At 58.0% G+C, this 26788-nt stretch carries 34 protein-coding genes; all 34 read left to right on the top strand.

Going from position 1 to position 26788, the window contains the following annotated elements; genetic code table 11:
• Window positions 1-28 precede the first annotated feature (28 nt).
• The 34 genes from RMS03_RS10820 (at window position 29) to RMS03_RS10655 (ending at window position 26550) form a co-directional block, all read left to right on the top strand.
• Window positions 29-256, top strand: coding sequence for a DNA-binding protein (locus RMS03_RS10820; RefSeq protein WP_310627067.1), 228 nt, complete (start codon window positions 29-31; stop codon window positions 254-256).
• Entirely contained in the window at window positions 249-1271 is a 1023-nt protein-coding gene (locus RMS03_RS10815; protein WP_310627066.1) for a hypothetical protein, read from the top strand. The genes RMS03_RS10820 and RMS03_RS10815 overlap by 8 nt, the downstream gene beginning before the upstream one ends.
• 7 nt (window positions 1272-1278) lie before the next feature.
• Window positions 1279-2928 (top strand): Mu transposase C-terminal domain-containing protein, encoded by a 1650-nt coding sequence (locus RMS03_RS10810; protein WP_310627065.1) that lies wholly within the window; start codon window positions 1279-1281, stop codon window positions 2926-2928.
• A complete protein-coding gene (locus tag RMS03_RS10805; RefSeq protein WP_310627064.1) occupies window positions 2925-3923 on the top strand; it encodes an AAA family ATPase in 999 nt (332 codons plus the stop codon). Before RMS03_RS10810 ends, RMS03_RS10805 begins: the two co-directional genes overlap by 4 nt.
• A gap of 187 nt (window positions 3924-4110) precedes the next feature.
• Window positions 4111-4380, top strand: a complete 270-nt coding sequence (locus tag RMS03_RS10800; RefSeq protein WP_310627063.1) for a helix-turn-helix domain-containing protein — start codon at window positions 4111-4113, stop codon at window positions 4378-4380.
• The gene (locus tag RMS03_RS10795; protein ID WP_310627062.1) at window positions 4377-4646 is read left to right on the top strand and encodes a hypothetical protein; all 270 of its coding nucleotides are present in this window, start codon (window positions 4377-4379) and stop codon (window positions 4644-4646) included. The genes RMS03_RS10800 and RMS03_RS10795 overlap by 4 nt, the downstream gene beginning before the upstream one ends.
• Window positions 4647-4668: 22 nt before the next feature.
• A complete protein-coding gene (locus tag RMS03_RS10790; protein WP_310627061.1) occupies window positions 4669-5292 on the top strand; it encodes a DUF3164 family protein in 624 nt (207 codons plus the stop codon).
• A 281-nt stretch (window positions 5293-5573) separates the two neighbouring features.
• Window positions 5574-6260, top strand: a complete 687-nt coding sequence (locus RMS03_RS10785; protein ID WP_310627060.1) for a DUF2786 domain-containing protein — start codon at window positions 5574-5576, stop codon at window positions 6258-6260.
• Window positions 6257-6382, top strand: a complete 126-nt coding sequence (locus RMS03_RS10780) for a hypothetical protein (RefSeq protein ID WP_310627059.1) — start codon at window positions 6257-6259, stop codon at window positions 6380-6382. Before RMS03_RS10785 ends, RMS03_RS10780 begins: the two co-directional genes overlap by 4 nt.
• Complete coding sequence (locus RMS03_RS10775; RefSeq protein WP_310627058.1) at window positions 6379-6996, top strand: regulatory protein GemA; 618 nt, start codon at window positions 6379-6381, stop codon at window positions 6994-6996. The genes RMS03_RS10780 and RMS03_RS10775 overlap by 4 nt, the downstream gene beginning before the upstream one ends.
• A gap of 11 nt (window positions 6997-7007) precedes the next feature.
• Window positions 7008-7493, top strand: coding sequence for a Mor transcription activator family protein (locus tag RMS03_RS10770; protein ID WP_310627057.1), 486 nt, complete (start codon window positions 7008-7010; stop codon window positions 7491-7493).
• Between the two features lie 201 nt (window positions 7494-7694).
• The gene (locus RMS03_RS10765; protein ID WP_310627056.1) at window positions 7695-8903 is read left to right on the top strand and encodes a hypothetical protein; all 1209 of its coding nucleotides are present in this window, start codon (window positions 7695-7697) and stop codon (window positions 8901-8903) included.
• 41 nt (window positions 8904-8944) lie between these two features.
• Window positions 8945-9322 carry a capsid cement protein gene (locus RMS03_RS10760; RefSeq protein ID WP_310627055.1) on the top strand — a complete coding sequence of 126 codons (378 nt, stop codon included), beginning with the start codon at window positions 8945-8947 and terminating at the stop codon, window positions 9320-9322.
• 103 nt (window positions 9323-9425) lie between these two features.
• Window positions 9426-10382 (top strand): hypothetical protein, encoded by a 957-nt coding sequence (locus tag RMS03_RS10755; protein ID WP_310627054.1) that lies wholly within the window; start codon window positions 9426-9428, stop codon window positions 10380-10382.
• A gap of 31 nt (window positions 10383-10413) precedes the next feature.
• Window positions 10414-10728, top strand: coding sequence for a hypothetical protein (locus tag RMS03_RS10750; protein ID WP_310627053.1), 315 nt, complete (start codon window positions 10414-10416; stop codon window positions 10726-10728).
• 24 nt (window positions 10729-10752) lie between these two features.
• A complete protein-coding gene (locus RMS03_RS10745; RefSeq protein WP_310627052.1) occupies window positions 10753-11259 on the top strand; it encodes a phage protein Gp36 family protein in 507 nt (168 codons plus the stop codon).
• Window positions 11256-11714, top strand: a complete 459-nt coding sequence (locus RMS03_RS10740; protein WP_310627051.1) for a phage virion morphogenesis protein — start codon at window positions 11256-11258, stop codon at window positions 11712-11714. Before RMS03_RS10745 ends, RMS03_RS10740 begins: the two co-directional genes overlap by 4 nt.
• Window positions 11711-12301 (top strand): hypothetical protein, encoded by a 591-nt coding sequence (locus RMS03_RS10735; RefSeq protein WP_310627050.1) that lies wholly within the window; start codon window positions 11711-11713, stop codon window positions 12299-12301. The genes RMS03_RS10740 and RMS03_RS10735 overlap by 4 nt, the downstream gene beginning before the upstream one ends.
• 17 nt (window positions 12302-12318) lie before the next feature.
• Window positions 12319-12594: a hypothetical protein gene (locus RMS03_RS10730; RefSeq protein ID WP_310627049.1), complete on the top strand. Its 276-nt coding sequence runs from the start codon at window positions 12319-12321 to the stop codon at window positions 12592-12594.
• Window positions 12595-12642: 48 nt separating this feature from the next.
• On the top strand, window positions 12643-14130 hold the full coding sequence (locus tag RMS03_RS10725) for a phage tail protein (RefSeq protein ID WP_310627048.1): 1488 nt from the start codon (window positions 12643-12645) through the stop codon (window positions 14128-14130).
• Between the two features lie 35 nt (window positions 14131-14165).
• Entirely contained in the window at window positions 14166-14528 is a 363-nt protein-coding gene (locus tag RMS03_RS10720; RefSeq protein ID WP_310627047.1) for a hypothetical protein, read from the top strand.
• Window positions 14529-14631: 103 nt separating this feature from the next.
• Window positions 14632-15201 carry a hypothetical protein gene (locus RMS03_RS10715; protein WP_310627046.1) on the top strand — a complete coding sequence of 190 codons (570 nt, stop codon included), beginning with the start codon at window positions 14632-14634 and terminating at the stop codon, window positions 15199-15201.
• A 28-nt stretch (window positions 15202-15229) separates the two neighbouring features.
• On the top strand, window positions 15230-17173 hold the full coding sequence (locus RMS03_RS10710; RefSeq protein WP_310627045.1) for a phage tail tape measure protein: 1944 nt from the start codon (window positions 15230-15232) through the stop codon (window positions 17171-17173).
• Entirely contained in the window at window positions 17170-18495 is a 1326-nt protein-coding gene (locus RMS03_RS10705; protein ID WP_310627044.1) for a DNA circularization N-terminal domain-containing protein, read from the top strand. Before RMS03_RS10710 ends, RMS03_RS10705 begins: the two co-directional genes overlap by 4 nt.
• Complete coding sequence (locus RMS03_RS10700; RefSeq protein WP_310627043.1) at window positions 18488-19639, top strand: phage baseplate assembly protein; 1152 nt, start codon at window positions 18488-18490, stop codon at window positions 19637-19639. The genes RMS03_RS10705 and RMS03_RS10700 overlap by 8 nt, the downstream gene beginning before the upstream one ends.
• Entirely contained in the window at window positions 19636-20169 is a 534-nt protein-coding gene (locus tag RMS03_RS10695; protein ID WP_310627042.1) for a phage baseplate assembly protein, read from the top strand. Before RMS03_RS10700 ends, RMS03_RS10695 begins: the two co-directional genes overlap by 4 nt.
• Window positions 20170-20237: 68 nt before the next feature.
• Window positions 20238-20819: a phage GP46 family protein gene (locus tag RMS03_RS10690; RefSeq protein ID WP_310627041.1), complete on the top strand. Its 582-nt coding sequence runs from the start codon at window positions 20238-20240 to the stop codon at window positions 20817-20819.
• The gene (locus RMS03_RS10685) at window positions 20816-21940 is read left to right on the top strand and encodes a baseplate J/gp47 family protein (protein ID WP_310627040.1); all 1125 of its coding nucleotides are present in this window, start codon (window positions 20816-20818) and stop codon (window positions 21938-21940) included. The genes RMS03_RS10690 and RMS03_RS10685 overlap by 4 nt, the downstream gene beginning before the upstream one ends.
• Window positions 21941-21948: 8 nt before the next feature.
• Window positions 21949-22548: a putative phage tail protein gene (locus tag RMS03_RS10680; RefSeq protein WP_310627039.1), complete on the top strand. Its 600-nt coding sequence runs from the start codon at window positions 21949-21951 to the stop codon at window positions 22546-22548.
• A gap of 21 nt (window positions 22549-22569) precedes the next feature.
• Window positions 22570-23691: a gp53-like domain-containing protein gene (locus RMS03_RS10675; protein WP_310627038.1), complete on the top strand. Its 1122-nt coding sequence runs from the start codon at window positions 22570-22572 to the stop codon at window positions 23689-23691.
• Between the two features lie 116 nt (window positions 23692-23807).
• Window positions 23808-24302 carry a hypothetical protein gene (locus tag RMS03_RS10670; protein WP_310627037.1) on the top strand — a complete coding sequence of 165 codons (495 nt, stop codon included), beginning with the start codon at window positions 23808-23810 and terminating at the stop codon, window positions 24300-24302.
• A 125-nt stretch (window positions 24303-24427) separates the two neighbouring features.
• Window positions 24428-24661 (top strand): Com family DNA-binding transcriptional regulator, encoded by a 234-nt coding sequence (locus tag RMS03_RS10665; RefSeq protein WP_310627036.1) that lies wholly within the window; start codon window positions 24428-24430, stop codon window positions 24659-24661.
• 120 nt (window positions 24662-24781) lie between these two features.
• Window positions 24782-25951: a GNAT family N-acetyltransferase gene (locus RMS03_RS10660; protein WP_310627035.1), complete on the top strand. Its 1170-nt coding sequence runs from the start codon at window positions 24782-24784 to the stop codon at window positions 25949-25951.
• The gene (locus RMS03_RS10655; protein WP_310627034.1) at window positions 25942-26550 is read left to right on the top strand and encodes a formyltransferase family protein; all 609 of its coding nucleotides are present in this window, start codon (window positions 25942-25944) and stop codon (window positions 26548-26550) included. Before RMS03_RS10660 ends, RMS03_RS10655 begins: the two co-directional genes overlap by 10 nt.
• Window positions 26551-26788: the final 238 nt, after the last annotated feature.

The following is a 26788-nucleotide window of genomic DNA, read 5'->3' as shown; positions in this document are numbered from 1 at the left end:
TTTATTCACGTTTTTAAACGGAGGTTATGTGAGTGTAGCAACGGCAACAAATTCAGAGCGAATCAAACAGGTCAAAGCTGACCTAGTCGCACGCGGCGTGTCGCAGGCCGACTTCGCACGTGATCACGGCCTTGACTACAACACCATGCAAATGGTGTTGCAGGGTCGTCTCAAAGGGACACGGGGTGAGGCCCACCGCGTGATGGTGGCTTTAGGGCTCAAAAAAGACATGAAGAAAGAGGTAAAGCGTGGCTAAGAAAAATACAAGCGTTGAGGTCGTTGAAGCAAATCGGCAAACGTTCGCCGATTTGAGTTTCACGGAGCAGGACGCCGCAGCAGCACAAGAGTTGGGCATTGCCGTCAGCGGCGGTTTGCAAGACCGAATTTCCCGTGCGGTGTCGTCATACAACATGGCGGCGCGGCTCGCGGTAGAGACCGGATACCTATTGCTCAGCATCAAGAACGAATTGGCTCATGGTGAGTTTGAGACCGGCATGGAAGACCTTGGCTTATCGCCACGCCGGGCACGTGAGCTGATGACGATGGCAAAGTTCACCACCATGCTGCCCGCGTCCCAGCGCACTGAATTGTTGGCACTGCCAAAAACAAAAATGCTGGCTCTTGCAAGCGCGGACGCCGAAGTGGTAAGTCAGCTTCTAGAGGACGGCGACGTTTCAGATATTGACGATTTGAGCGTGCGCGGTCTTCGCCAGCGCATCCGTGAACTGGAAGCGCAACGCGTCAATCTGAGCGTTGAGCGTGACACCGTGGCATCCGAGCGTGACGGCCTTGCCAAGCAGCTCAAGCGCCAACGCGCACAGCGTGATGACGATGGCGGCGTTCCGGTAGTCGTAGCCGATTTGCGTGCGGAAGCCAGCGCATTGGTGAAGCGTGTTGAGATGTGCTTCTCAAGTCTTCAGCCCGTGGGCGTAGAGCTTGCAAACCTTGCAGGTAATGGCGATGCACTGGAGTGGGTGAACCCGACAGGGCGCATGGTTGTGAGCGGTATGGTGGCGCTGCGCCTTCAGCTGGACGGCCTGATTGAGCGCTACATGGAAGCGTTTCATGTGGACGTGAAGGCGCTCACGGACATGCCTGACCCACTGGCGTTTTTAGATCAGAGTGAGATTGCACAGGTAGCCAGCGAGTGGGCCCAGCTCACCGCGCTGCACAAGCATGAAGAAGCGCTGCGTTCCTATGAGCGTGACCAAAAGAAACCCCGTGGCAAGGGCCGCCCGCAAAGTGCGCCCGTGGCCCCTGAGGTGAAGTGAGGCTGACATGGCCGCACTGCTTAAGCTCATCAATCACGACACCAGCATGTCTGACGTACCAGCGCTGTTGAATGACGAATGGCAATCTGCCAGCGATGACGCACGTCGTGTGGCCGGTCTTCGTGAGGCGTTGTTGTCGCCCTTGGCCGAGTTGGTCAAGGGCGGGGCAAGCATCAACCGCGCTGTTGGTCTGCTAGTCGCGCAGGTTAACGGAGGCACAGCCGATACGCGTGTGCGCCAACTGGTGGGGCTGCTGGGCGCGGATAGCGTCTCAGCACCAACACTCAAGCGTTGGCTCAGCGGGTACATCAAGCGCGGTAAAAACGCGCTGCTGCCGCGACATACAGGGCGTGTTCGCCAAGACTATGGCTGGGAAGCACGCGCTGTGGCGCTTTACAACATACCGGGCAAGCCCGGTTATGCAGACGTGGCTTCAAGGCTCATTCAAGAAGGCTTTGAAGATGTGACTGAAAGCCGTGTGGCACGTTACCTCAAGGCGCTGCCTGCCACTTTGGGTAAGCACAGCCCCGCACGTATTGGCAAACACTTGCACCGCCTGACCCGTAAAAAGTTTCAACGCCGCACGCTGGACGAAGTGCTGGTGGGTGAGATATACGCGGGCGACGGCCACACCGCAGACTGCTACGTAGGCCATCCCAACACGGGCAAGCCCTACCGCCCTGAGCTGACGGTGTTCATTGATATCAAGAGCAGCTACATCGCGGGCTGGTGGATGTCTGAAAGTGAAAGCACGGTCAGCACCATGTTTGCACTGAGCCATGCTATGCGCATGTTTAACCATGTGCCCGCATGGGTGTACGTTGACCGTGGGCCCGGCTACCGAGCCAAGTTGTTGAGCGATGAATCAACCGGCTTCTACACACGGTTTGACATTGACGTGATTGGTGCGCTACCGGGCAACCCACACGGCAAGGGCTGGATTGAACGGTTCTTCCGCACTGTGCGTGACAAGCACGACAAGTTCTTTGCTGGTGGTGACGTGTATTGCGGCGACGACATGGCCCCCGAAGTCAACCGCCGCTTGAGCGCTGATCTTGCAATGGGCCGCCGCAAGCTGCCTAGCCTGCGCCAGTACGTGGACAGCTTCACCGCTTGGTTGGAGCATTACCACGACAGCCCGCAAGACAAGCTGGAGGGACGTACCCCAGCCCAAGTATGGGCTGAACTTCGCCCCGTGCATGTTGAGACAGATATGGATGCTATTGCACGCCCACGCCAAGAGTGTGTGGTGCAACGCCAAACCGTGCGACTGCACAACCGCTTCTATTACGCCGAGGCGCTTGCCTTGTACGACGCCCAACGCATGGATGTGGAGTACGACCTACATCACGACAGCCATGTATGGATTTTCGACAAGAAAGGCCGCTTTGTCGTGGAAGCGAAGCTCAACAACACCATCGGCGTGCTGCCCACCAGCCGCTTGGAAGAAGGCCGAGACCGCCGCTTGGCTGGTCAGGTCAAACGGCTGGAGCGCAAGGCGCAAGAAGCCTTGGCCCGCCGCCACAACGACCCCATCACAGCTGACGCTCAAGTGCTGGCTATCGAACAAATGGCAGCCCCTGCCATTGAGCAAACGCCCCCCGCCGATGACAACGGCATTGACATTGATATCACCGACTGGAGACCACAAGCATGAGTGCAAATGAAACGACTAATAACAGCGTGTATACGCAAGAAGACGTGGCAAAAGTTGACCGCGTTATCAAGTGGCTGACCGCCAATGAAAAAAGCCGCGCATGGCTAAGCAAGAAGTCCAGCATTCCGGGTGGCACGCTAAGCCAAATCTTGAGTGGTAAATATGTGAGCAGCCCGACCCGCCAGCTCATCCAGTTGGAAAGCGTGCTGGCTGTTGAATCTGACCGCCTACGTGACGGCTCGCCCGGCTATGTGAAGGGCAGCGTCCACAAGCTCATGGATGTGGTGTGTAACCGCACCCGCCAGCATCAAAACTTTGGTGTGGTCACGGGCTATGTGGGCGTGGGTAAAACCCGCTTTTGCAAAGAGTATCGGGCGACTCACCCCATGACGATCTTGGTGGAGGCCAGCCCCAACATGACGCCGGGCGTGTTGCTGACAGAGCTGCTGGAGATGCTGGACGTGGCTATTCCACGCGGCCTAGACAACAAGTTTCGCGAGGTGGTGCGCTGCCTTGGCGGCACCAACTACCTGTTGATCGTGGATGAGGCCGAGCGTGTGAGCTGCAACGCGATGGAGTACTTGCGCCGCATTCGTGACCGTGCCCAAGTGGGTGTGGTGCTGGTGGGCACTGAGAAGCTGACCACGCTTATCAAGCCACAGCACGGCCAGTTTGACCAAGTGCGAAGCCGTGTAGGCATGTGGCCTCGCACTGTTGAGCGCGTAACCCGTGATGACGCCGACGACATGGCGCGTGCCGCCCTTGGGCTGGCGACGGACGGTGTGCTGGTCGACGTGCCCGATGAAGTGCTGGATGCCTTGTGGGCCTACTGCGACGGCAGCGCCCGTGTGTTGACTGAGAACTTGATTCCAGCGATCAAGGACTACGGCATTGCCAAGGGCACCACGCTGACTGCGGCGCTTATTCAACAAATTGCCGAGCGCGTGCTGTTCATGGCGCGGCCTCGCGCAGCAACCAACCAAGGGGGTAAATGATGAACCGAACCTGCCATGCACCTACACGGGGCCCAAGCTGCGCCCCGCACTATATGTTTGCCCCCGGCGTGATTGACTGTTCGCCAGCCGGTACGCACCGCCGCCACCTTGCACGCCGTTGGGCTGTTCGTGTTGTCGTTTTGTTGGCTGCCACCGCTTTTGTGTTGTGGCGTGCTGGGGCGCTGTGATGAGCGGTAAAGCCTACATCCAAAAATCCATCCTTGCTTCGTTGCTGGATGAGGGAACGGCCACACGCCCACAGCTGGCTGAGTTGATTGGCTGCGGTACCGCCAATGTGTATACGGCGATGCGTGAGCTGCTCAAAAAGGGCTTTGTGCAGCGCGCGCCATACACGCTTGACCCTAAGTCTGCCAGTGGCCTGCCAATCTTTGGTTTAACCAAAGCCGGTATTGACGTGGCCTTGGTGATTGACCCAAGCGAGGTAGAGCACGCATGAGCAGCCTCATTACCGCATGCCCAACCCTCTGCAACCCAGAGGCGTTTCACACCGTGCCCGAACTGCGCACAGAGCTGCACCGCGCCAACGGTAAGTTGCTTGAGGCTTATGAGCGCATCCACGGCATGTTGACTACACACCACGCGGCGCTGGAGTGGTGCACCTTGGTTGCAGCCCACCACGAAGAAGGTAACGCCGAGCAAGTGAAGGCCATGTTGGACAACGTGATTGCCAACAAAAACCGTCAGCAAAAAACCAAACACTAATTTTTAACTGAAAGGACAGACCATGTCAGACGAAGAGCAAACCGTGCCCAAGGGCTATTGGAAAAGTGCAAGCGGGGCGTTGATTCCCGACGCAAAAGTCAAGGCGATTGACAAAGACCGCCACCATGTTGTGACCACCATGTGCGAGGCGGCTAAACAAGCCAGCGCTGATTTGACGGCATTCAAACTCACCAGCATGCAGGTCGTGCAAGAGTTTGTGGAGCGCAGCTTGTCCGCATACGACGTCAAGCACGGCGGTAAAAAAGGCAATGTCACCTTGGTGAGTTTTGATGGCCGTTACAAGGTTGTGCGCCAAATGGCCGAGACCATTGTTTTCGATGAGCGCTTGCAGGCCGCTAAAGCCCTCATTGATGAGTGCATCCATGTATGGGCCAAGGGCAGCAACGCCAACATCAAGGTGCTGGTGAATGACGCGTTTCAGGTTGACCGCGAGGGCAAGATTTCCACAGGCCGCGTGCTTGGCCTGCGCCGTCTTGAAATCAATGATGAAACGTGGACACGCGCAATGGCCGCTATCAGCGACAGCATGAACGTTGCTAGCACCAAGCCTTATGTCCGGTTCTATGAGCGTGATGAACGCTCGGGCGATTACATGCCTATCAGCTTGGATGTGGCGTCGTTATGAAGAGCTTCGATCAGCTTGCACAGAGCGCTTACGAGGCGCATGCGAAGGAACTGCATCGCCGCATTGGCGTCAATGCTAGGTCTTGGGCTGACTTGCCACCAAGTGAGCGCGAATGCTGGATTGCCGCAGCAAAACAACTTTGGGCTGAGTTCGCGGCCATTCACTAAACCGGTTGTCTCCTAGATCAAGTTGCCTTGATCTATTTACCCCCTAGCTCTCGGGTTAGGGGCTTTTTCAAAGGCGGAGTAAGCAGGCTTTGAAAAGGTTTTAAAGAGCAAAAAATGGAAAACGAAAAAATCATCGCAAAAATTAGAAAGTGTTTGGCGCTATCCACCAGTAGCAATGAACATGAAGCCGCCGCCGCGCTCCGACAGGCAAAAAAAATGATGGAGGCATACGGCGTTACCGACTTAGACATTGACGCCGCTGAAGCGCAAGAACGTCGGGCCAAGGCAGGGGCACGAATAAAGCCTGCAAGCTGGGAGGCGAATTTAGCCAGCAATGTTGCGGCCACATTCAACTGCAAGGTTTTGTTTTTAAGCAGCTGGCGTGAGGGGCAATGGGTATTCATCGGCTGCGGCGCAAGCTCTGAAGTTGCCCAGTACGCATTCACGGTTTTGGCCCGCCAGTCAAAACGTGCCCGCGAGTTGCACATACGAACTCACCTAGGCCGATGCAAGGCGTCAACAAAGACACGCCGTGCTGATTTGTTTAGCGAAGGATGGGTGCGCTCTGTATCGGCCACCATTGAAGCGTTCTCGTGCAATGAACATCAAGAAAAGGCAATAGGCGCTTTTTTGGCAAAGACCTACCCGGCTCTTTCAGACCTTGCCACAAGCAATCGAAATCAAAAGCGAAAGCTCAACGACAAAGAGTTGAACGACTTCATGACGGGCCACCAGTCAGGAAAAAACGCTCAGTTGAATCGCGGTGTTGGTGGGGCCGCTGAACAGGGGCTATTGGCATGAGCATAGAAAGACTACAGGCCGAATTTGAGCACCACCGGCTTATCAATGAGCAGTTCGCCGACGACTTGATCAGCTGGTGCTTTGCTACAAGCCTGATTGCCTATTTGGAGAAACTGCTGTGACTAAGTTCACTAAGCCAAAGCTGCAGCTGGTCGGTATTGCCAAGACATGGGCTTCCAAGTCATTGCCCGGATGGGATGACCAGGCGCACCGCGATTTACTAGCCCGTCACGGTGCCACCGAGATGGCGGGTCGTATCAGCGCCAGTACTTTGAACACAAAGCAGTTGCTGTCCGTGCTGGACGACTACGAGCGCCGTGGCTGGCCGCGTGTGCGCAAAGATAAGCCGGATGGCCGCACCTTGGCCCAATCACCCGAGTCACGCAAGGTGCGTGCGCTTTGGCTCATGCTGCATGCGTTGGGCCAAGTGCGTGACCCGAGTGAGGCGGCATTGGCCGCCTATGTCAAACGCATGTCAGGGGTAGACGCATTGCAATGGAGCCGTAACCCGCATGTGTTGATTGAAAGTTTGAAGGCTTGGGCAATGCGACACCTCCCGCAGTACGTGGCTCAACGCATGTCAACGCTAGACATAAAAACATTGGCCCCAAGCAAGCTGCGCGAAATCAACTTTGTCTGGGCGTCTATGTCTCACCTCAGCCATGACGGCAAGGGCGGCGCGGCATTGTTTGATTACTACTGGCAAATGTGGGAGCTGCTGCAAGCGGTGAAGTAACCATGCCAACGATGCCCACACCTACCGCCGCCGTGTACTCAATGGATCAAGCCGCCTTGCCCGAGAGCTTGCGTGAGCTGGTGCGCGTGCTGGGTGAGGCTGACGCGTTGCGCTTAGTAGGCGCTCATGGTGGCGCACGCCTGAGCGTGCCCACCAAGGACAAAGCAACCGATGTGCACCCCCTGTGTGTTGCGCTTGGTAAGTCCGCATTCGATAAGCTGGTGGCCGAGTACGGCGGTGAGGCAATTGACCTGCCAAAGGCCGACAGCTACATGCGTGAGTTGCGCCATGAGCAAGTGCGCCAGTGCCGCGCCCAAGGCATGACAATAGATGAGACTGCTGAGGCCACCGGTTACACGCGCCGCCATGTGATGAATATCATGGGCGGTGATGGCCGCGATACCTTCACGCGTGATATGTTTGACGATGTGGCACCCGCGCCTCGCAGCTATGCTGGTGCAGCAAATGACCCCTTTGGACTGAGTAGCGGTCGTTGACCTGTCTTTGAACCCCGTTCAAAAAGGCCACAAACCCCTTTAAAACCGCCTCAAGGTGTACGGCGGGTATCAGTGGGGCTTAAGGGGGCGTAAACGGCGTGTGGCCCCTGAAATTCAAAACACGCAAAACACACTGATCGCACGCATGCGGTGAAGTGTTTCACCTACCCTGATTGACCGCGCTTAGGCAAAGTGCGGGGCATGAACAAAGCCAAACCCACTACACACCAATTCAAGGGCCTGCAAGACTGGATAGAGGTCTTCAAGGCGGGCACGCATACCGACAGCAAGGGCCGCACGTGCACCTTTACTGAGGGCGATCTCGATCAGATGGTCAGCAACTTGGCATTGGGCGCAGCGCCTGCCGTGCTGGGCCACCCTAAACACAATGACCCCGCCTACGGATGGGTAAAGGCTGAGGGCGCAAAACGTGTCGGTGAAGGTGACGGTGCGTCGCTGTTCGTGAAGTTCAGTGACGTGAACCCCGACTTTGAGAAGGGCGTGGACAGCGGCGCTTACCGCAACCGCTCGGTCTCTGTGGTGAAGGATGCCGAGGCTGGCTGGAAGCTCCAGCACGTCGGCTGGCTCGGCGCAGCCGCCCCCGCAATTACTGGCCTGCAACCGTTGGACTACAGCGCCAACGTGGATGCCTACGAATTTGCCGATCAAGACGACTTGGACGTGGCGTGGGCTATCGGTGACATGGCCGACCTGCTGCGCGGACTGCGTGAACAAATCATTGCTGACAAAGGGATTGAGGCGGCTGACGCGGCTATCCCTAGTTGGCGCATTCAGTCGGTTACCGACACCGCAGCCCGATTGCGTCAATCGGCGCTGGCCGAGCCCGGCGATGAGCCCGCATTGAACAACCCCAGTTTTTCACAACACACACCACAGGAGGGTGCGATGAGTTTTACCCAAGCCGATATCGACAAGGCCAAAGCCGACGCAAAAGCAGAGGCTGAGGCGACAGCGACCGCTCAATTTGCAGCAAAAGAAGCAGAGCTGAATCAGCTCAAGGCGGCGCAGCAAGGGGCGGCAATTTCGGCCCAAATCAATGGCTGGAAGGCCAAAGGTTTGGTGACCCCTGCCGAAGAGCCCGGCCTTGCCGAGTTCATGGCGGCCATCGAAGGCGGCGGCACAGCCGAGTTCTCGTTCACGGCCAGCGACAAGAGCGCGGCCAAGAAAACCCCTGCTCAGTTCTTTGCTGAGTTCATGGCAAGCCGCACCCCGGTGGTGAAGCTGGGCAATTCAATCGGCGGCGGCGGTGCTGACGCTGACGCGGTTGACCCCAACAACGCAGCCGCTGTAGCTGAGGCCGCACAGAGCTATATGAAAGCTCAGCTGGACAAAGGCTTGACCGTGTCGTTGCCTGAGGCTGTTGCCCACGTCAGCGCCCGCGCTGCCTAAACCACCTTTTATTCACAACCCCTTTAACTGGAGAACACCTCATGGCAAATCCACTGCTCGCAGTCAACTTTGTGGCCGATGCGGCCATTGCAATCAACCGCTTGGTCAAGCATGGCTCTGGCGACCGAAACGTCACACCGGCAACGGCAGCGACTGATTTCATCATTGGCGTGGTGAATGAGACCCCAATCAACGCCGGTGAACGCGCCGATGTGGTGCGCGTGGGTATCGCTTGGGTAGAGGCCGGTGCCGCTATCCCTCGCGGCTCACCCATCACTGCTGACGGTGTTGGCCGCGCTGTGGTGGCCGCACCCGCCGCAGGCGTGAACAACCGAATCATTGGCTTTGCTGATGAAGCCGCTACAGCCGCCGGTGATGTGATTCGCTTTGTCATTGAGCCCGGCCTGATTCAAGGTTAACGCCCACGCGGGGCCCCATTTTTTCAGGTAGCCCCGCGCAACCATTCGCCGCATAGGCGGGTGCCACCACCAAACCCGATTCAATTTTTAGGAGAAAGACGCTATGTCTACAACCAGCTTTCCAGTCAATCCGACCCTCACCGCCATTGCGATGGTGTACAGCAACCCAGCCGTGGCATTGATTGCTGATGAGGTGTTACCCCGCGTGCCAACCGCCAAGAAATTCGTTTGGAGCAACTTTGACGTGGCTCAAGGCTACACCGTGCCTCAAACTTTGGTGGGCCGCAAAAGTGTGCCAACTGAAGTCGACTTCAGCGGCACCTTGGTGAACGATGAAGTGCTGGACTACGGCTTGGATGACATCGTCCCTAACGATGAGATGGCCGCGTGGGACAGCATGATCAAGCCAGAGCGTGGCGGCCCACCTAACCCGCTGGACGTGAGCACCATGCTGGTGACCAAGCTCGTTCAGTTAGACCGCGAAGTGCGTGTGGCTGGCCGCGTGTTCAACACCGCCAACTATGCCGGTGGCAACCAAGCAACATTGAGCGGCACCAGCCAATGGAGCGACTTCAACAACAGCAACCCACTGGACACCATGCTGGCGGCTTTGGATGTGCCCGTGTACCGCCCCAACGTTGCGGTGTTCGGCCAAGCCACATTCACGAAGCTGCGTCAGCATCCGAAGATTGTGCAGGCCGTGTTTGGCACCGCGCAAACCGGTGGTGTGGTGACACGCGATCAACTGGCCCAAGTGCTGGAAGTTCAAAAGGTGTTGGTGGGCGCAGGTTTTGTGAACACCGCGAAAAAGGGTCAGGCCGTCAACACGCAACGCGTGTGGGGCAAGCATGCCGCCTTCCTCTACATCGACAAAGAAGCCGCTATGTCGCAGCAGCCTTGCTGGGGCTGGACTGCGCAATGGGGCACCAAGGTGGCTGGCGAAATTGCCGAGCCAAAGATGGGCATCCGTGGCTCACAGCGCGTACGTGTGGCTGAGAGCGTTAAAGAAGTGACTAGCGCACCGGCGCTGGGCTACTTGTTCCAAAACGCCGTGGCCTAAGCGCACTGACCTAACTGAATAGGAGAACGACATGGCGAAAAATTTAGTGATGTTGGCGCTGATTGCGTTGGTTGCGATTGAGCATGACGGTGAAACTGTTGCGCCCGGCGAAGTGTTTGAACTGGACGAAAAACAGGCTCAGCCGCTGATTGACGTTGGTGCAGCACGTTTGCAAGAACCAGCTGATGAGCCAGAGGCCGGTGGCCCTAGCGGCGACCCCGCCAGTGGAGACGGCGGTACAGGCGACGGCAGCGCTGGTGATAGCGGTGCGGGTGACGGCGCGGGTAACGGCGGCAATGCTGGCAATGGTGGCAAAGCCGCCAAGACCACATCTAAAAAGCGCTAATACGCCGACCTCTGAAAGCCGCCCATGCCATATGCCACACCTCTTGCCTTTGTTCAGCGCTACGGCGCTGATGAGTCGGCGCAAGTGTTGGCTGACGGTATGGGCGTGCTGACGCCTGAGCTGTTGCTTGCCGCGATTGCAGGAACGTGGCCTGTTGGCGTGACTGCCGACGAACAAGCCGTGGCTAATGCGTCGTTGACGCGTTTGACGCATGAGCTGGCGATTACCAGCAACTACATGGACGGCTATTTGCGTAGCGCGTGTTCTTTGCCTTTGGCCGCAACGGATGCAAATGCTGGCACTTTGGAAAACTGCTGCTTGCGCTTGACGCGCAGCGCTTTGTCCAGCGACGGTACTGGTGCGACTGAGCGCACCGACAAACAAGCAGATGACCAACGCGCTTGGCTGCGTGATGTGGCCGCTGGACGTGTGCAACTGGTAGGTAGCAATGGCGAGGCGATTGCGCCCACGACAAGCATTAAAACGGGCCGTGCAAATAGCGGGTATCGCTGGGATGGGTATCCGCTATGAGTGGCGTGTCTATTCGCTTTGGGTTTGATGATGCCGCTATCACGCGGCACTTGGCCCAGCTGGCTATTTTGGATAGCGCGCATTTCAACAATACGCGCCGTGAAATTGGTGAGTATTTTTTGGGTGAGATTCAAGACTGCTTTGATCGTCAAAAGCTGGCTGATGGCACGCCCATGAAACAAAGTGATGCGGCGATCAAGCGCCGTGGAAAAACACTGATTGAGCATCACCACCTGTACGACAGCTACGCCTATCAACTGGCCGCCGGAGGGGTTGAGATTGGCAGCGACTTGGTGTACGCGGCCATTCATCACTTTGGGGGTGGAACGGGGCGCGGGCATAAAACCAAGCTTGATGCGCGACCTGTGATGGGAATGACGGAGCGGCATGAGCGTGCTGTTGGCGATTACCTGATTGCCGCTCTGCGCGGTGCTGGGCCGGGAGCGATTGCATGACTGTCGCTTCTTTAGACGCAACGCTGGCCTATCTGCGCACACAGTTCACCAAGGCCGAAGTGGTCACGCTGGAAGAGTACGGCGGCCAGTTTGACGCGAGCGACATGGCGAAAGTGACCTATGCCACGCCAGCCATTTTTGTGACAGAGCTGGGTAGTGCGCCAGCCAAGGGCAGCAAGCGATCAAGTGGCGTGAATGTGCGCCGTACACGCATGGCCGCTTTTGCGGTCGTGAAACAGGCCGACCGTAAGAAACGCATGCGCAGCGCAATGGCATTGGGCGAAAAGATTGCGCTGGTGCTGCGCAAGTGGCGGCCAGATAGCACGGGGCTGAATTGCGAAATTAGCCCCCTGGACGAAGGCGCTACTTGCGAGAACCTTTTTAACCATGCGCGTGACGCAATGGGCCAAGCGGTGTGGCTGGTGGACTGGACACAAGACGTTGAGCCAATTGAAGCGCCCCAGCTGCTCGATTGGCTGGCCGTAGAGATTGCGACAACAGCACGCGATGCGGTGCCCCCAGCTGCGCCGCCTGCCGAGGTGGATTTTTTGGGCGTGACCCAAGGCGTGAATTTTTCAACAACCTAATTTTTAGAAAGAACCATATGGCAAAGACAAAAGCAGATTCGGCTCAAGACGTGGCGGCCCAAGATCAGGGCGCTGTAGACACCAATGAAGGCTCTATTGACGCTGTGGCAACGCCCACCGTGTATGACGTGCCGCCCCGCTTGGGCGAGACCATCACCGTAGTGGTGGCTGAGGGGCACGCGCTGATCAACAACGAAACAGGCAGCGAGTTTGCAGCTGGTGTGCCCACCACTCAGGTGGTGACGATCACCACGCTGCGCCGCTTGGCTGACGGCGATTTGGTGCGCGTTTAAGCGTGCATTGAGCAACCTTTAAACACTCTGTAGAAAGCAGGTAAAAAAATGGCAATTCAAAACTTGATGAGCTTGAACTTCTTGGTGCCCTTTGTCGCTGGCAAGGTGAACTTTTCCCGCGCCATTCGTGGTCTGACGGGTATGCCGCGCCGATTGCTGCTGGTGGGCCATAAGTTGACGGCAGGCACGTTGGCTTTGAACACGCTCACCACCCTGAGCAATCCCGCCGATGCTGTGGCGCTGCTGGGTGAAGGCTCGCAGCTGTTGGCCATGTGGCGTGCAGCCAAGGCGAACACAGGCATGGGCCTGCCGATTGATGTGATGGCTATTGCAGTGGGCAGCGGTGCCGTTGCAGCGTCGGCCACGATCAGTGTGGCCAATGCAGGCGCTAACGTGACGGCCAGTGGCGAAGTGATGCTGTACATCGGCGGCCAGCGCGTGAGCGTGGGCGTGACGACTGCTGACACATCGGCCACGGTGGCGACCAAGCTGTTTAACGCAATCAACGCCTTGGGCACATTGCCTGTGACGGCGACTAATGCCACGCCTAGTCAGCTGGTGTTGACTGCTAAGTGGGGCGGCACCACAGGCAACGACATTGATGTGTGCGGCGTGTACTACCCCGACGACAGCATTCCTAGCAGCTTGAGCCTGACCATTCCAGCGATGAGCGGTGGCGCTGTGGTGCCCGACGTGTCGCCAGTCATTGCCGCCATGAGTCTGTATCGTGCGACTGAAATCGTGAACCCGTTCACGGACAGCGCCAACATGGTGATTTTTGAAAATGAATTGGCGACACGCTGGGGCCGCAATGACGCCAGAGACGGCATGATGTGTACGGCGGTGCGCGGCACAGAGGCTACGTTGACTACCTGGTTGAACACGCGCAATAGCCCGCATGTACACACCATCACGACCACCAAGGACTTGACCAGCCCTTGGGAGACCGCCGCAATGGCCGGGGCCGCGATTGAAACGAGTGCCGGTACAGACCCAGCTCAAGGCCCAGTGTCGCAACTGGTGGGCTACAAGGGGCCGCGCCAAGGCGACGGTTTTTTGATCGACAGCATGAACAACTTATTGGTCAAAGGCGGTAGCCCGCTGAACATTGCGCCTGACTACAGCGGCAGCTTGCTGCGCATGGTGACCAACTACAAGACCAGCAACAGCGGTGCGCCTGATCGCAGCATGGCTGAGATGTGCTGGCTTAAGACCATGAGCTACTACCGCTGGTTTGTGGTGACCACATTCCAAAACCAGTACAACAACCAAGGCTACAAGCTGGCCCAGTATGTGACGCAACCCATACCCGGCCAAAAGTTGATGAATGCGGAATTGGGCGAGGAAATCATGGTGGGCATTTACAAGAACTTTTGTGATGCTGGCCTGTGTCAAAACCCCGGCTATTACGCCTCGACCTTGCGCGTGGAAATTGACGCGCCTAACGGCAAGCTCAAGATCGTGGATGAGCCCGTGATCGTGACCCAGCACTATCAAACCGAGGTGACCAGTAACGTGGTGGCCGGTCAGGTTTGACCCTTTAAACCAATCAAAAATTCGAGGACACTGACATGGCAAAACTTTTTCAAATCGACACCATCATCGTGGGCGGCATTGCGTTGGACTTTGAAGACAGCAGCGGCGAGGTTGATGGCGGCGCTGGCTATGAGTATGAGGTGGTGCCCGCTGCAAGCGGTGACGACAGCGAAAAGCGCAAACGCGTGGCCCGCACATTGAACGCCAAACTGAACTTTGGCCCGGCAACCAACCCTGATGATTTTGTGAAGATGCGCGGTGTGCAGATTGCTATGCGCGACTCTGCAACGGGCCGCAAGGCGGTGGCACCTAATTGCGGCTTTGCCAAGATGGGGAAGATTGGAGCGGGCACGGTGGACGTGACGTTCAACCTGCTCTCGCCGTTGCAGTGGCTCTAAAAAGCTGATTGCATACTGACCACAAAAGGCCCTTCGGGGCCTTTTGTTTTTGGTGAAGTGTTTCACCGTGACGGTGTGTTGACGAATGCCGACACTGCAAGGCATGGACACAAAAAGCACCCCAACCATTGCCAGCCTTTACGACTTGACCCTTGCGGACGGGTTGCCCGTTCAGTCTGACGGGCGGGAAATTCGCTATCGCACTGTGCGCCTGCGAGAAACAAATATCTTTGATGAGCGTGAAGCCCAAAAGGTGGCAGAGCGTGTAGTAACGGTTGGTGGCCAGCCTCGTTTGATGGTGAGCGACGCTGACTTTCGTTACGCCTTGACCCTGCGCCATGTGGACTGGATGGAGTGCGACGGCAACAAGCTGCACAGCGCGGTGCTGGGTGACGACGTGCTGGGCAAGTTGAGCAGTCATGACTTGGGGCTGATTGAGAAGCGCGTTTTCCTGTTGACGCTTGCCGCGGAGGTGCGCTACGGAAATATGACGCAAGAGCAATTTGATGCGGTGATGTGTGGGCAGGAGGTCAAACCCACCCAAGCCCCACAGCCCGTGGGCCCGACTACAGGAATGGGAGCGAATGCTGCTGAGCCTGAGTCTGGCCCTACATTGCTCGCCACTTACGCTGGAGCTGGTGCCCCTGGCGCGGCTCAAAGCGATGCAGCGTGAGCTGATGCAACGCAACACGTAAGACCCTATGCGCGAACTCAAGCTCAAGTACTTTATTGATCTGGTCAGCACGATTGGTCAGCGCTCAACCGCTGAGGCAAAGACGCTGGAAAAGGCGCATGAGCAGATGAACAAAGCCGTCGCTGGCACCTCCGCGCGTTTCAACGAGCTGGGCAAGTGGGCCGGTAAAGCAGGCAAAGATGTAGGCCAGATGCAGGGTGAAATCACCGGCACTACCAGCAAGTTTGTGGCGCTCGACCGCGCAATCACTCAGATGGGCGGCAACACCGGAAGCACGCGCCAAGTGGGCTACATCCAGCAGTTAGGCAACCAAATTGACCGCGCACGCAATAGTGCTATGAAGCTGCGTGATGCTTTAAGCAAGCCGCTGGGCGGCGTTGGCGCTGACGGCAAAGACGGTAAAGGCGCTCCAAACTCATTGATGGGTGACGCGCAGCGGCTGGCGGGCATTGTTGGCGCTACGCGCCTTGCACGCACCGCCTTTGACGACAACATGGAGTTTGAGAAGTTGCAGCTCAAGATGAAGTTCAATGCCCAGCTCAGCAATGAGGATGTGGCCGCACTTCGCCAAGACGCCATTGATTTATCAAAGTCCAGTTTGAACAAACCGCTCGACGTGAGCAAGGCGCAGTTTCGGTTGGCAAACGCGGGCTTGAAGATGGACTCCATCCGTAAGCTCACGCCTGCGGTGGTGAACTCGGCCCAAGTGTTTGACGCCGCGCCCGATGAGATCGCCGACTTGGTGTTTGACATGGTGACCAAATCGGGCATCAAAGAAGAGCGTGTGCCAGCCATGCTGGACATGCTTTACAGCCATGCAACAAGTGGCCGCTTTGAAACGATGGACATGGCGCGTCAAGCGCCTGACTTCTTGAACTCGGCCAAGACGGTGGGCATTACGGGTGAGCGCGGGTTGAACTTTATGGGCGCTTTGACGCAACGCATGATGCGCAATGCCACCGTGCGCAACCCAAGTGAGGTGTCGACCATCATCAAAGAGGGCTTGGCTCACATCACAACCCCGCACATGACGGGCCTAGCCGGTAAGAAGCATTCACAGGGCGCGACAGGCTTGATGAAGTTTGGCATCAAGGTGACGGACTACTTTGACAAAGACGGCAACTTCAAGGGCGAAGGCGGCGTGGACGGCATTGTGGGGCTGGCCCGTGAGATGAAGAGCAAGCACTTGGACAACCCTTTCATGATGGGCATGGCCGGTATTCGAGAACATTACACACAGCTTTTTTGGCGCGAAATGATGAACTCGATTGATGCGCCTGACACGGACAAAGACCCCAACTTGGTCAAGATGATGGAGCGTGGCCAGCTCGCGCAAAAAAGCGGCCAGCTGGCTAAAAACCTCGAAGACGTGAAGCAGTCGGGTTACGGAAAAATGCTTGATGTGGGAGTGAATACGCAGAACGCGATGGTGGGCACGACTGGCGAGGCCCTGACCTCGGGGGCCGCTAATGCGGCCTCGTGGGCGTCCAACCATCCCAAGACGATGATTGCTGCTGGTGTGCTTGGTGCGGGTGCCACGATATTCACGGGCGGCTTGGCCGCCCCTTGGGTGCTGGCCGCGTTGGGCGCGGCTGGTGGTACTGCGGCTTTAGGTGCTGGTGGCGACTGGCTGTCCAACCGGTGGGCGACGCCCGCACAGCCTTCCCCTTTGAATGCAGTGCCAGGCGCAAGACCGCCCTTTGCAGTTTCGGGCATGGGTATGCCGCCTGCGATGGATTTTTTGTCGCTGAGTGCGCCGGGCATGGGCACTCAGCCGTTCGGCGGGCAACTGGGCGGCCAATCTGCGCAAGTGCAAATTGGTCAGGGCCAGCTTGATATCAATGTGCGGGTGACCGATGACCGCGTGACGCTGTCGCCCACCGTGGCGCAGCAGCCCTCATTGATTCGTATCAATCCCGGATCAACTAACCCGGCGGGGTATAGCAAATGAGCTGGATTGATGAGCTTCAACAGGCGAGCTTTCGGGGCGTGCCGTTTCATGTGGAGACCACTGAGCGCAAGCCGGGGTTTCACACGGTGTTGCGGGACTACCCGTTCCAAGACTTGCCGACCGTGTTTCGCATGGGGCGTGCGGCTGAGGAAATCAAGTTCAGCGCTTATGTGATTGGTGAGGACTACACGCAATGGCGTGACGCGCTTGAGGAGGCGTTAGACGCGCCCGGTGTGGGCGAGTTGGTACACCCTACCTCGGGGACGATTCTTGTCTATGTTTTGGGCCAATACCCAATCAAAGAAGCCCCAACAACCGAAGGCGGTGTGGCGCGTTTTGAGCTGACTTTTGTACGCGCTGATGAGCGTCGCTACCCAACCACGGTAGGTAATTCGGCGGTTGACGCAGCCCGTGCGGCATGGGCTGGCACACAGGCAACTGCGGATGAGTTGGCTCATGCGTTTGACGTGGCAAATGCGCCGGGCTGGGCGGCTGACCGCTTGATGGCACGTGTGCGTGATTCGGTAGCTGCTGTTTGGGGCGTGATGGGCGCGGCCACTGCCGGGATGGGCGACTTTACAAACACGATCACGCGCAACTACCAAGTGCTGCGTGACGGGATGAATGATTTGATTCGCCAGCCGCGCCTGTTGGCCGATGCGGTGGCGACCTTGTATGAATTGCCAAGAGACCTTGACGCGGCCAAAGCGCGGGACTTGCGGGCGGCATATCAAAGCCTGTTTGATATGGGTTCACGGGTGGCTAAAACTGACTTTGAAACGTCTTCAATGCCCGCCGTTGGCGCGGGGCCGGTGATGTTTGGCCAAGGCGTTTCAACGCTGGCAAGTGATACGGCTGCGCGTCAGCAATTGGCCGCGCTGTCGACCGCCAGCGACCAGCTGTTTGAGGGCCTTGCCACTTGCAGCTGGGCGCAGGCCAGCGCCGCAAGCGAGCTGAGCAGCTACGACGAAGCGATGGCGTTGCGTAGTGCAGCGACAGACCAAATCACGCGTTTGTTGCAGCGTGCCAGTGCTACGGCACCAATGGCGATGAGCGCGGGGACCAGCATGCCCGCGCAGTCGTGGCACGACGCGATGCTGGCCGTATTGACTTCTACCCTTGCCGATTTGCAACGCCGCAGCTCTGGCCTTGCCCGCATGATGAGCTACACACCACAGGCGTGGACGCCAGTGTGGGTGGTGAGCTATCAGCTGTACGGGACGACCGATTGGGCCGATGAAATCATGGCGCTTAACCCACATATTGAGCACCCTATGCTGGTGCCGCCGGGCAGAGCTTTAAGGGTGGCACGCCATGACTGATTGGGCCGGGACTGGGCGTGTGTACACGCGGGATGACGCACAGATTACGGTGACCGTGGGCGGTGTGGCCTACCAAGGGTGGCTGCAAAGTGAGGTTGAGCGATCTATTGAGACGATCGCGGGGACGTTCAGTATTCCCGTGTCGCTTGATCCGGGTAACCCGCCAGCCATCAAGCGACAAGATGAGGTGACAGTGCAAATTGGTGACACCACAGTGCTGACTGGCTTTGTGCTGAGTGCAGAGCCGTTTTACAAGCGCGGCGATTGTGGTGTGCGCGTGGTGGGCCGCGACCGCACGGGCGACTTGGTGCGCTGCTCGGCGCTGTACAAGGGCGGCCAATGGCTACATGCCTCGTTGACGCGCATTGTGAAAGACCTTGTAACGCCGTTTGACCTAGAGGTGGTGGTGGACGCAGACGTGGGCGCACCGCTGGTGGACTTCAAGCTGTACCACGGTGAGACCGTGCTGGACGCAATAGCCCGTGCAGCACGCTTGCGCGGCGTGCTGGTAACCCGTGACAACGATGGCCGTGTACTGCTGACTAAGGCGGGTAAAGAGCGGTTCAAAGGCGTGATTGCCCGTGGCGTGAACGTGATTGAGATGCAAGGCGTGGGCACCGATGAACACCGCCACAGTGAGTATGTTGTGTTTGGTCAAGGCAATGTCGACCTGAACGGCGCGACCACGATGGATGAGGTGACGCTGCGCTTTCAGAATGCACACGACATGCGGGAATCGGGCAAGGACGCTGAGATTAAGCGCTATTCGCCACTGGTGATTCAGGCCGATGGAAACACAACACGCGCCGAGCTGAAAACGCTGGTTGAACATACGGTGAAGGTGCGCCGAGGCCATGCGCTAGGCATACGCTATACGGTGGAGGGCTGGACGTTTGAGGGCGAGCCTTGGCCGATCAATCAGCGTGTGCAGATTTTTGATGATGTGGCCGGTTTGTCGGGCGACGAATGGCTGATTTGCTCAGCGAAGCAAACCTGCGATTTGCGTGAAGGTGATGTGACTGAGTTGCTGGTTCGACCCGTGGACGCTTATGACGTGGTGCCACTGAACAGCCGACCCAAGCCTAAGAAATTTGGCTCTGAGGGGCCGCATGATGGTGCCAAGACCGGCGGGGGCCGCCGATGAGCTGGATAGACAATTTGCTGCGCAGATCCCGCTTGCGCGGGCTGGTGGAAGGGCCCGTGCAACGCGCCCGTGTAGAGACGCATGACGCGGACGCCAAGGACAACGCCGAGCGTTGGCAAGACTACGGCTTCGCGGCGCATCCCGTAGACGGGCAAGGCCTGGTGCTGAATGTCATGGGCCACACAATCGTGCTGCGCATGGACAGGCTGGGCGAACGGCCTGAGCTGCAATCGTATGAAGTCGCGGTGTGGCACAAAGAAGGCCATATGGTGAAGTTGAAGGCCGGTCGCGTGGTTGAGGTGACCTGCGACAAGTATGTGGTGAACACCAAGGAATACTCGGTCAACGCAAGCACGTCAGCCAGCTTCAATACGCCCGTGGTGAATGCGAGCCAGGACATTGTGGCGGTTAGCTCTGTGAAGGGCCAAGCTGTGAGCGCTACGAGCAGCTTGAAAGTGGCAAATAAAGAAGTGGCGGGTCACAACCACGGCAATGTGCAAAACGGCGTCGGCAGCACGAGCAACTTCTAGCCTTCGTACACGGCTTCGGTGAACCGTTTCACCGTGACCGCTTGAGCGCAAGCGGACAAACTGGCAGCATGTTTGATGTAGCCACGCTTCCCCAGTCGCCCAATGCAGGCACGCAAGGCGCGGCTGTGCCTTTTGACTGGCGTTTGTGCGCGCCGGGGCCGGTGGCTAACTTCCCTTGGAAAGACTATGCACAAGCAGCTGGTGTTGTTTCGTATGTAGACCCGCTGGCTGTGTACGCCCTAGCCCTTGAGGACACGCTGCAAACCGCCGTGATTTTGAGCCTGTTCACCGACCGACGTGCACGCGATGACGATGCCCTGCCAAGTGGCGTGGCCGAGCGGCGCGGCTGGGTTGGCGATGAGTTTGTTTCGGCTCAGGGTGATTCATGGGGGTCACGCTTGTGGCTTTGTTACTCGGGCAAGGTGACGGGCGACGTGCTGGAGAAGGCCCGCTTTGCCGCGCAGGAGTCCTTGAGCTGGATGGTGCGCGACGGTATTGCCAGCCGCGTGGATGTGGTGGCGCTGTGGGCCGCGTCCGGTTCGGGCCAGCTTGACCGTTTGGCCGTGCGGCCAACGATTTACAAGCCGGGCAATACAAGCCCTGTTTATGACGTGCTTTGGGGCACATCCATCAAGAGGTACGCGCAATGACCGTTTTGAACGTGGCGGTGCCGTCAATCAGCGACCTGCAACAAAACGCCGCACGCCTGCTGCAACAGTCGTTGGCAACAGCGCAGCAATCGGCTGATCCGGCAACGCTGACCACGGCTGACCTAGAGCTGGCCCGCAGCAATGTGAAGGCCTTGTCTTTTGTGCAAGCGATGGGCCTGCATGGTGCCTACCGCTATTTGCGCGATTTCATTGCGCGTCAGGCCGTTCCAACGCAGTCGAGCGGCAAGTTTTTAGAGGGCTGGCTGGCAACGTACAAGATGACGCGCAAGCCTGCTACGGCTGCGGTTCGGACAGTGACGGGCACGGGTACAGCGGGCACGCTGCTGACCGCTGGCACGCTACTTCAGGCGCAAGACGGTCGGCAGTACTCGGTGAGCGCCGACGTGGCGGTGTCAGTGGGAGGCACGTTGAGCGCGTCTGTGACGGCTTTGGTGGCTGGCTCGGCGGGGAATGTAAGCACTGGGACTGGGCTGAATATGGTTTCAACGATGAGCGGCATTGATACGTCGTTTGTCGTCTCTGACGCGGGTGCGGTCGACGGCGCTGATGCGGAGACAGACGCGCAGGCGATCTACCGGCTTCAACAGCGCTTGTCGAATGAGCCAATGGGCGGCAGCCCCGCCGATTATGCGCGATGGGCCTTGCAGGTGCCAGGCATCACACGGGCTTGGGGCCTGCGTAACCCGTCAGGGGCTACGACCGCTGGCGTGATCATCATGGCTGACGGCAATGCGGCTCCCGGCTTGCCAACAACGGCACAAGCCTATGCGGTGCGCGACTACATACGCGATCCACGCCGTGGCCCACCCGATGAGCTGTTTGTGATCGTGCCTACGCCCGTGGTGGTGAATGTGACGATCAATGTGGTGCCGGATACGGCAGCCATTCGTGCGGGTGTAGTGAGCGCATTGCAGGATTTGTTTTTTAGAGAGGCCGTTCCCGGCGGCTCTATTCCCCATGACCACATGGTGGAGGTGATCAGCGGCGTGACGGGTGAAACGAATCACACGATCAGCTCGCCGGTGATTACCAGCGGCGCATCTTTTGTGGCTGGTGCCTATAACCAGATGCTGGTGCTTGGCACGGTGACGTTCTTCTAAGGCGCGGCATGGATAAGTTTTTTCAGTCCCTCGCGCAGCTGCTACCCACGGGGTTTGCGTGGCCGCGTGACCCGTCTTCTACTTTGATGCGGGTGGTGCGCGGGCTGTCGGCATCCTTTGCAGAGTTGCACGCCTACACGCTGTTTGTGGCCGGTGAGTGGCTGCCGCACAAAACCACGACGCGGTTGGCCGAATGGGAGGCCGCGACGGGCTTACCTTGTGACTGTTTTGGCGCGGCTCAAACGCTGCAACAACGAAGCGACCAATTGACAGCGCGGCTGTGTGGCCCTGATTTGGCCTACACGGACAGTAGCCCTGCAAGCCCCGGCGCATTGATTGCCATTGCAAAGCGCATTGGCTACGACAACGTGACCGTGGCTTACAACACCCCGCTTCGTGTGGGCGTGGGGCAAGTAGGCCAGCGCTTGGGCGCACTGGACGGCAAGTTGTATGTGCGGGTGGCAACGGCCAGCACGTTGTTGCGCGTTGGCACCGGCGTAGCCGGGCAGCGGCTGTGGGATTCGGCGCTTCCACTAGGGCCGTTGGATTGTTATTTGAAGCGTTTGGCACCCGCACGTTTCGCGGTCGACGTTGGGCTGGCGGCTTAAGTTTTTTGATGAAGGACGGTTATGGACTACACACAAAGTAATGCGTTTGCTACCCACGCGGGGACGGGCAACCGGATGCACAACGCCTCACAGGCGACGCCAACGGCGGTGAGCGACGCTGACCTTAATGGGCCCGTATGGGAGCTGGTGTCGCTGGTCAAACAGGCCGGGATTACGCCCGCTGGGTTTGACGCCAATACGCCTGTCACCTATCAACAAGTGGCGGCAGCGATTGCTGCGCTGCAACGCCAGCAAACTAACACGGCTTATACGACTGCCGGTACTGCGCCCGCGTTCACTGTGACATTGCCAGCCAGTGCTGTGGCGCTTGCGGCGTTGGGCACGAACCTTCGATTGCGGCTGAAGTTTCATGCGGCTGGGGCCGGTAGCGATACGCTGAACATTGCTGGTCTTGGGGCTAAGAGTCTGAAGCAATACGACTCGACGGGTGCCAAGGTGGCCGGGGTGATTGCTGCGGGGCAATTGGTCGACGTTGAGTATGACGGGACGGATTTTGTTTTGCTTGATCCGTTGCCATCAGCTATGGGTAATTTTTCAAATAATCGTTCGCGGTCAATTTCTTCGGCCGTTACTCTGTCTCGTAATGATTCAGGAACCTGCTTTGAACTTGGTTCAGCCGCATCTGTCACCTTACCTTTATGCTCAAGTGTTCCAGTAGGAACTACCTTCGTTTTTACTACGTCACCGGCAGTCACTACGGCGACCATCAATCGACAAGGAGGCGGCGACACCATCGCCATAAATAATGGCGGTGCGTTTACGTCTTACACGATGGGGCCCGGCTCCGACATTATGTTTATTAATGACGGGACGGTTTGGCGTGGAAATTTTGGTTCAGAAACACTTCGGACAAATAGCCCGCTGTTTTTATCAAGCAAAACTGCAAACGGTTACCAAAAGATTGCCGGAGGTCTTATTTTTCAGTGGGGTTCTGCCGGCGCCGCTGGAAGTCCTAATGTCACTATCTCTTTTCCAATCCAATTTCCAAATGCCTGCCTCCATGTGATTCCCTTCTATGAAGGCGGCTCTGCCGCTTCGTCTGGAGTTGTGGGTTTTTCAACGTCTCAGGCAGTGATTCAACTTAGTGGCGGTACCCCATCGTATTTCGCTATCGGCTATTAATGGAGAGCAAGATGAAATTCAGCAAATCTACTGGGTGCTTCTACCCTGACGATATCCAATACCTAAAACCACCTAGCGACTTGATCGTGGTATCAGATTCTGACTACAGCCTCGCTATGTCGCGGCCCTTTGGCGCAACATTGGATGTTCAAGGTGGAAAGCTGGTAATAGTGTCGGCCCCCACGCCTGACCCTGCTGTTGTACTTGCCTCGGCAAAAGCAAACGGCCTAGCCCGCATCGATGCCTACGGAAAAGCCCAACGCGTCAAGATTGCTGGCACACCCGATGAAATCGAAATTGCGGCGTGGAACAACAAGCTAGTGATTGCCAAGGCGATCAAGGCGGGCACCGCCTCGGCGGGCGACAAGGCGGCTTTTCAGGCCGAGATCAATGCGCGTGGCAAGGGCGAAACCGTTGACGCGTTCGCCGACAAAGTACTGGTCAACGCGTCGTTCTACGCGCAGGCTGTTGGTTTGATTGACGGGCTCAAACGCCGCACGCAGGGCGCGGTGAATGCCGCCAATACGCCTGAAGAAGTGGAAGCCGTTCTAGCCGCTATGAAGTCGCAAGCCGAGGCGGCTTTCGCCCAGTTGATGGGCGCGGCCAAGTAAAAAAGACAGGGCGAGTGGACGGGGTGCGCTAACACCCTGACCACCCACCTCCGCCGTGATGTAGCACGGCATCGACCGAAGGCCCCGCCACCTGTACAGGTAGGGCCATTATCAAAGATGCCGACATGCAAGAGTTGAGATGTGGCGCGTGCAGCAAGTTGCTGGCACGTGGAGTGTTTGAGCGAGTTCAGATCAAATGCGGTAGGTGCCGCACTTTGAATGACGTGAGGGCCGGTGCCGAAGGCGCTACGAGCCCCCAACCAGAGCGCCCCCGAGCGTCAAAGCCCAATAAAGGGGTAACGCAATATGGGGAAAACGCCCGACAAAGTGGCTTCAAAGCCAATTCAGAGAGCCGGTGAAAACGGCTTCAAATACGTTCAAAAGTACGGCCTTGTGGTGGTTTGCAAGGATGAGGCTGACCAGCAGCGCTTATTCGCCAAACTGACCAAGCAGGGCCTGCGCCCGAAGGTGGTGTGCGTATGAAATTGAGCATTAACCACCGCTGTGATGACTTCAACAGCTACCGTGCTGCCCGCGTGAAGTCGCTGTTCAATGTTGAAAGTGGGGCTAATTTCAGCCTCGACGCCGAGCTGGATTTGGAGAGCGCCTCGTGGCAAATCGGGGTGATTGTGGGGCCGAGTGGCTCAGGCAAAACGAGCATGGGCCGCACTTTGTGGGGGCCGCAGGCGCTGTACGCGCCGAGTTGGCCAAGCGATGCGCCGGTGATTGACGCGATCACGCCCGGTGGCTCTTTTGACGATGTGACTGCGGCTCTTTCAAGCGTTGGTCTTGGCAGTGTTCCGACGTGGCTGCGGCCCTTTGGTGTGCTATCCAATGGTGAACAGTTTCGCGCTAACTTGGCCCGACTGATTGCGGAGGCACCGGCGCAGGCCGTGCTCGATGAGTTCAGCAGCGTGGTCGACCGCCAGATTGCACAAATTGGAGCGGGCGCTTTTGCCAAGGCGTGGCGTCGAACTGGCGGCCAAGCGGTGCTTCTGAGCTGTCACTATGACATTCTGGACTGGGTTCAGCCCGACTGGGTGTTTGATACCGGTACGGGCCAGTTCATACGGGGGTCACTTCGACGCCGACCACGCATCGACGTGGAGTTGTGGCAAGCCAAGTGGCAGCATTGGCCTGCCTTTGAGCCGCATCACTATTTGAAGCTGCCGCACATGATCGCCGCCACCAACTATGTGGCGACGGTGAACGGCCAGCTGGTGGCCCATGTGGCGGTTAGCACCCGTGCTGGTATGAAAGAGGCCCGCGCATGCCGTTTGGTGGTTATGCCTGAGTGGCAAGGCGCTGGGGTTGGTCTGCGGTTTTTAGACGCGGTGTGCGAGCGCTGGCGACTTGGGCAAAACCGCTATGACAAGCCTATGCTGACGTTGTTTCACACCAGCCACCCGGGGCTGGCCAGCGCCTTGCGCCGGTCGGATAAGTGGACGCAGGTTTCAGCCCGCCTGGTGGGCGAAAGCAAGCTGCGCAGCATGACAAGCATGGCAAAGACAGCAGCTCGGCTCGGCGTGAAGGGCGTAGGCGCTGGCTACGGCGGGCACTTTAGGGCCGTGCAGGGCTTTCGCTACCTTGGTTCTCCAGTTTGCGAAAGTGAGCAAACTGGCCCCGTGGAGGTGCCGCCATGCGCGTGATGATCGTGGGCCAAAAGTGGTTCGGGGCCGAGGTTCTGAAGCTGTGCCTGGCACGCGGTGACGACGTGGCCGCTGTCAGTGCCCCGCGTGTGGATGACCGGCTCGCCGCGCTGGCGGTCGACGCGGGTGTCCCGTTATGTCAGGTGGACAAGCGCCTCGAGGCCACTTTGGTGCCTGACGGGCTTGACCTGATTCTGTGCGCCCATGCCCATGTGTTCGTCACCGCTGGGGCTCGGACTAAGGCAAGGCTTGGGGCGCTTGGCTACCACCCAAGCCTGTTGCCTCGCCACCGTGGCCGTGACGCCATCGTGTGGGCGCTTCACATGCGGGAGGTTGTAACGGGCGGGACGGCCTACTGGCTGGATGACGGGGCTGATACCGGTGACATTGCCGCGCAGGACTGGTGCTGGGTTAAGCCCGACGCTACAGCTGAGAGCCTGTGGCGGGATGAACTTGCCCCAATGGGGCTAAGGCTGTTGGGCGACGTGATGGCCCGTTTGGACTCGGGAGAATTGCCTCGGCTACCTCAAGACCCGCGCATGGCTACTTGGGAGCCTGCCTACATGGCGAAGCGGCTGTCTGCTGTGAAGTGTGTTTGAAGGGCGTTAAATGCCGAATCAAATATGCGTTCAAGACGGGTGAAAATAGTGGATCAAATCAAACGTTCGGCTGGATCAGGCCAAACGTCGCGCTACTTTATGGCGCGGCGTTATCGCAGCGCACCTGCCCACAGTAATGCTGGCAGAACGGACAGCCTGTCATGGGCAACCATGACGGAATTTGATGGCGCTGCTGGAAGATGTCTTTGAGCACCGTGTCGCGGTAGACCCGCCATTT

The organism is Limnohabitans sp. (genome assembly GCF_031538885.1).
Lineage (GTDB): Bacteria > Pseudomonadota > Gammaproteobacteria > Burkholderiales > Burkholderiaceae_C > Limnohabitans.
The sequence above is the reverse complement of the archived record's forward strand: the minus strand, read 5'-3'. Positions and strand labels throughout refer to the sequence as shown.